At 70.3% G+C, this 4,963-nt stretch carries 6 protein-coding genes; all 6 read right to left on the bottom strand.

What is annotated here, in order from left to right; genetic code table 11:
- Positions 1 to 276: 276 nt before the first annotated feature.
- Positions 277 to 609: a hypothetical protein gene (locus DD1DGNOD_RS08090; RefSeq protein ID WP_165036517.1), complete on the bottom strand. Its 333-nt coding sequence runs from the start codon at positions 607 to 609 to the stop codon at positions 277 to 279.
- Between the two features lie 186 nt (positions 610 to 795).
- Positions 796 to 990, bottom strand: coding sequence for a helix-turn-helix domain-containing protein (locus DD1DGNOD_RS08085; RefSeq protein WP_131769806.1), 195 nt, complete (start codon positions 988 to 990; stop codon positions 796 to 798).
- A 26-nt stretch (positions 991 to 1,016) separates the two neighbouring features.
- Positions 1,017 to 2,702 (bottom strand): replication initiator, encoded by a 1,686-nt coding sequence (locus DD1DGNOD_RS08080; protein WP_131769805.1) that lies wholly within the window; start codon positions 2,700 to 2,702, stop codon positions 1,017 to 1,019.
- Complete coding sequence (locus DD1DGNOD_RS08075) at positions 2,699 to 2,902, bottom strand: hypothetical protein (RefSeq protein ID WP_131769804.1); 204 nt, start codon at positions 2,900 to 2,902, stop codon at positions 2,699 to 2,701. The genes DD1DGNOD_RS08080 and DD1DGNOD_RS08075 overlap by 4 nt, the downstream gene beginning before the upstream one ends.
- Entirely contained in the window at positions 2,899 to 4,416 is a 1,518-nt protein-coding gene (locus DD1DGNOD_RS08070) for an FtsK/SpoIIIE domain-containing protein (RefSeq protein ID WP_131769803.1), read from the bottom strand. Before DD1DGNOD_RS08070 ends, DD1DGNOD_RS08075 begins: the two co-directional genes overlap by 4 nt.
- Before the next feature lie 76 nt (positions 4,417 to 4,492).
- A complete protein-coding gene (locus tag DD1DGNOD_RS08065) occupies positions 4,493 to 4,801 on the bottom strand; it encodes a hypothetical protein (protein WP_131769802.1) in 309 nt (102 codons plus the stop codon).
- Positions 4,802 to 4,963: the final 162 nt, after the last annotated feature.

Here is a 4,963-nt window from a genome sequence, read left to right as displayed (position 1 = left end):
TTCCCGACGCCTGCCGGAAGTCTCGGACATGACGAGGACAACTCCTTGCGAGAAAGGGGGAATCAGGGGTCCGCCAGGGCGCGTTCAGGCCGATCGCCAGCGGTGGGGTTCTGTTCCTCCGGGGCGGTGAAGGGTCCGCCAGGAGCCCGGCCGCGTCCAGGGCGCTACGCGTCACTTCGTGATCGGCTTCGCCGACCCTGGACCCGCCCGGTCCCCCGGCAGGTGCAACGCCCAGCGGAGGAACAGAAAAATGGGGAGAAGAACCGCGAGATCTGATCAGCGCGGCTGGCGCTGCGCGGGAACCCGTCTGTACGGGGTGATGTCGGGAATCCATCCGCCGGTCGGATGTGGCCGAGGCGGCGGGGCAGTTGCCGGAAGCGTGCTGCCGGGGATCACGCGGAACACCAACACGACGTCCACGTCTCCGAGGGCTTCGACGAACACCGCGCTGTGAGGGATCGCGATGGCGATCCGGGCGACGTCGAAGGGGTCGGCGCCCGGCTTGACGGTCATCTCGTAGTAGCCGTGGCCGGGGGCGTCCAGGCGGACGAAGGGCTGTCCGTCGGAGGGGTCGCGTGGCGGGTCGAGGTCAGGCGGGAAGATGGGCATCAGGGTCTCGCTCCTGTTCGCGCAGGGTCGGGATCTCAGGTCCCGGTGTGGTGTTCCAGCACCCACCGGGACTGCTTCGAACATCTGTCACGTGATGATCGCGATGGATGATCTGGGGTGGTCCTCGCGCCGAGTGGTGTTGTCGAATACTGGCCCGCACCGTCCGACGGACAGCCCTGACGACGATCACGCCGCCACCTCGCAGCCGTCGATCCCCTGCAGCCGACCGATGTAGGCGACGAGCTCGTCACGATGGATACGGCGGGACCGGCCGATCCGCACCGAATCAAGCTGACGTGTACGGATCAGGTCGTAGACGGTGGTGCGGCTGACCCCGAGCAGGTCGGCGACTTCACCGGTGGTGAGCAGGAGCCTGGTCATGGGTCCTCCGAAGAGCAGGTCAGGGATCATGCCGCGCGGGGTGGATCGGAGACGGTTGCTGGAAGCGCGCCGGGTCCGGGCGGACCGGCAGTACGGGCGGCATCCAGTTGGGCGCGCCAGCGGTGCCGGTCGGCGATCGCGCGTAGCAGCAGGTGTTCCCGTCGGGGTGCGGCCGGATCCCCGGGGCGCAGAAGCTGCCAGGCGACCTGCTCGCCGGCGGTGTCGTCGTCCGGGGTGTGGCCGAGGACGGCGAGTTGCCGCCGCAGCCACTCTTTCCGATCTTCACGGTGATCGGTGAGTGTTTTGCCGGACCAGCGGCGCGAGACCAGGACCCGCCGACCACCGAAACCGAGGGTTTCCCGCCGGTGGGCCTTGCCGGTGCAGCGTCCGGGGACGAGCCCGGCCCGCGGCTTCTTCGGCTGGACGCCGTAGCGCAGCCAGTTCGCGCACGTCGGTGCGCACGGTTCGTGCCGCAGGGCGTCCGCAAGCCGATCCACATGCTGACGTTGGGCGTCGGTGGTCACCGTGTGACAGGCGTCCAGGCCCTTGGTCAAATACTTGGTCAGGTAGCCGATCAGTTTTCCGGTGTTCCGGCTGTTCGCGGTGACGCCGTCCGCGCGGATCTGCACGCCGAAGCGGACGACGTGGGCGGGTTCGTCGTCCTCGCCGATAGCGTCGAGGGCGTCGTCCCAGGTGGGCAGCGGGGTGCGGCTGTCCGGGTCGAGGTAGCCGCCTGTGACGTCGTCCCAGACCGGCAGCCGTTCGGTGCTGTAGACGACCTGATCGCAGGCGGGCCACCAGACCTGGTGGTAGGTCGCCGCCGCGACCTGCCGCAGCAGCACCCGCGGGATCGTCCCGCGGACCGCCGCATGCAGATGCGGAGCCAGGCGGCGTTGGGGTTCGAGGGCGGCGAAGTACTGCACATCCCAGCCGACCGCGCGGCGCAGGTTCTGCCAGAACCGGTCCAGCAGCTTCGGGAAGTGGATCGCGTCCCGGGCCGCCCGCCGATAGTCGTAGCTGTCCGGATCGACAGGGGTGCCCTCCGAGGTCACCCGCCCGTAGCTGTCGCAGGTCAACGTCAGGAACAGCGACGGCCGCCAGACCGTGCCGTCCGGGGCGGTGAACGTCCGGCCCACCGTGCGGCGGTCGACGGGCAGCCGTGGCAGCTCGGGGGCGTCCTGACGCCGTTTCGTCGACCGGGTGCGCCGGGGCCGATCCCGGGCGTCCGGAGCCGCCTTGCCCCGCACGCCGAGATCCGCGAGCCGTTCATCCACCTGACTGATCAGCATGTCGGCCTCGGTGACCTGGCCGCCGTCATGCCGGGTCGCCGCGTCGGTGCGGACGGCCTCCAGGTCCGCCCGCAGTTGGACGAGGATCTTCGCTTCGTCACCGGGCGGGTCCGGGTCGGGTAGGGGCTCGTCGTCGAGGTGCCAGCCGGCGGCGCACTGCGCCATCCGCAGCTTGCGGGCATACTCCGCACACGGCGGGCACTTGCTGGCGAGGGTGGACCGGCAGGCCACCGGGACGATCTCAGTTTCCCCGGTGGTCAGGTTGGTCCTCCGCATCGCCAACGGCCGGACGCACACCCCGTTCTCCGCCGCGACGGTTTCGACGACATGGCGGGCCAGCGGCATCCGCATCCGGGCCGCCCGTGACCCGGGCCGGTCCCCCGTGAGGTCGAGGGGAAGCGGTATGGCCTGACCGTCGGTCATGCTGCGCAATCCTCCTGATCATCAGGGTCGGGATGGGGACGGTCGGGATGATCGGGTGGCGGCTCCCGGCAGCCGCATATCCGGCCCCTGCCGGTGAGGATCTGGCAGCCCTCAGCCGACCAGTGCGCGGCCAGCAGATGCCGGCACCAGGCGCAGAGCGGCAGCACGAACACCACGGCCAGCCGTTGCGGACCTGTCATGCCGCCCAGCCGGTCGTGTCCGGGGTCCAGCCGTCACCGGTGGACGGGTCGATGCCGACAACCTGACCGACGATCGGCTTCCGGTAGGCCACCGCGATCCGGGCGATCTCCGCATCGTCGACCCAGGACGCCCGCACCCGCACCGGGTCGCTCTGCCCGTCCGCCAGCACGTAGCCGACTCCCTGAAGGTGGGCGGGGATCTGCTCGGCGACCGCGCCCCGGTCGTGGGCACCGTCCCCCAACACGAGATCCGCCTGATCGGGTTCGGTCATCCGCAGCGCCACCCGCACCGGGAACAGGTCCCGGAAGGACAGCACCTCCTTGCGCGGGTCCTGCACCGCCGCCACCACGACCACCCCGGGCGCCCGGCCCTGCGAGAGCAGCAGCGGCAGGGAGGCGCCGATCCGCTTCTTCAACTCCCGGTCGGTGACATACGCGGTCAGGGATGCGATCTCATCGACCAGCACGACGATCAGCGGCTCGCCGACAGTCGGCACGTGCAGCCGGGAGACCCCGCGGAGTTCGGCCGCCCGGTTCTGCATCTCCGTGACCGCGTCGTCGAGGAGGTCGGCGATGCCGGCCGTGTCGACGGCGAACCGGGTGAACAGCGCCTCGCCGAAGGCCAGTTCCATCCCGCCCTTCGGGTCGCACACCCACAGTTCCACCAGCCCGGCGCGCACCGCCGGCGCCAGACCGTGGATGACCGACCAGAGGACCGAGCCCTTCCCCGACCCGGTGGCCCCGGCGACCAGCACATGCGTGCCACGCACCGGCAGTCGCCACGGGCCGCCGTCCTCGCGTCGTCCGACGGTGACCGCGTCCACGTCCACCGGGTCGCTGTCCCCGTGGTCGGAGCCGTCAGCGTCACCGTCGCCGTCAAGGTCGGCCGGGAGGATCGGACGGGCCAGCGGATCCCGGCGGATGAACTCCACCCAGACGAACCCGACCCGCCGGTCAGCCCGCACCCGGCAACCCTGGGCGCGGAACGCCTGCCGCAACGCTTCGGCCTGTTCCGCCCACTGCTGCGGCGTCTGCCCGTAGAGCAGCTCGACGCGCAGCCGGTCGGCCCAGCGGGTGCAGCGGATCCGTCGGATGCGGGGGAAGGTCTCGGCGAACGCCACCCGGTCCCCGGTCGAGGTCGGCTCCCGGATCGCCAGCCCTGTGTGAACCATGACCGGCCGCCACCGTCGCCGATAGACCCACCCCAGCCGCAGCCGGCCGATCATCCGCCAGGCCAGCCAGAAGAAAGACCGGTAGTGCAGCCGCCACCACAGCGCGGCGACAAGGAGCAGGCCGCCCGCAGCCACACCAAGACCTGTCGTCCCGTACCTGTGATGGATCATCATGATGGTGACGACCACGGCGACGCTCACCGGCCGGCGGGCCAGCCACCGCAGCAGATGCCACAGAATCTTGCCCGCCAGCCCGACGAGCAGCGCCCACAGCGGCACGTCGACCTTCGGATTACGGGTCGGCATCTCGGGAAACGGCCGCGACCCGTTGATTTTTGCCATGACAGATCACACCCACCTTGCGGAAAGAAGAATCAGAGGAAAAGAATCCGGCGGGCAGGAAATCCGCCGGAGGCGGTCATGCCGCGGCCGCGGACCCCTCGTCCGGGCCTGTGTCGGCGGCCTCCAACATCAGCCGCTCGCATTCCAACAGATAGTCATTGGCGGCCTGGACCAGCGCGTAGGCGAACTCCAGATGCCCCGCGGTCACCATCCGATCCTGGACCGACAGTGTGAGGTACGCCGTACGGGTGTCGATCCCGAGGATCGGTGCCCGGTCCGGGTAGCGGTGACAGAACACCGTCCAGTCCCCGCCGACGTGGAGCCCCAGATGCAACGACGAGCCCGGTTCACCGCTGTCAGCCGGGGCGTGGGCCGGGAGCTTCATGCCGCCGCCTTCCCCGTGATCGCCCGCGGGGCACGCAGGCCCGTCGCCCGGTAGGCGAACGCCTGCACCGCCCGCGACCCGTTGCTGTTCACCCACGGCATCACCGTCAATCCGGTGAACTCCACCGGCCGCAGCATCGTGCCCGCCAACGGTTCCGGCGCC

It is taken from the genome of Candidatus Protofrankia californiensis (genome assembly GCF_900634765.1).
Classification (GTDB): domain Bacteria; phylum Actinomycetota; class Actinomycetes; order Frankiales; family Frankiaceae; genus Protofrankia; species Protofrankia californiensis.
The sequence above is the reverse complement of the archived record's forward strand: the minus strand, read 5'-3'. Positions and strand labels throughout refer to the sequence as shown.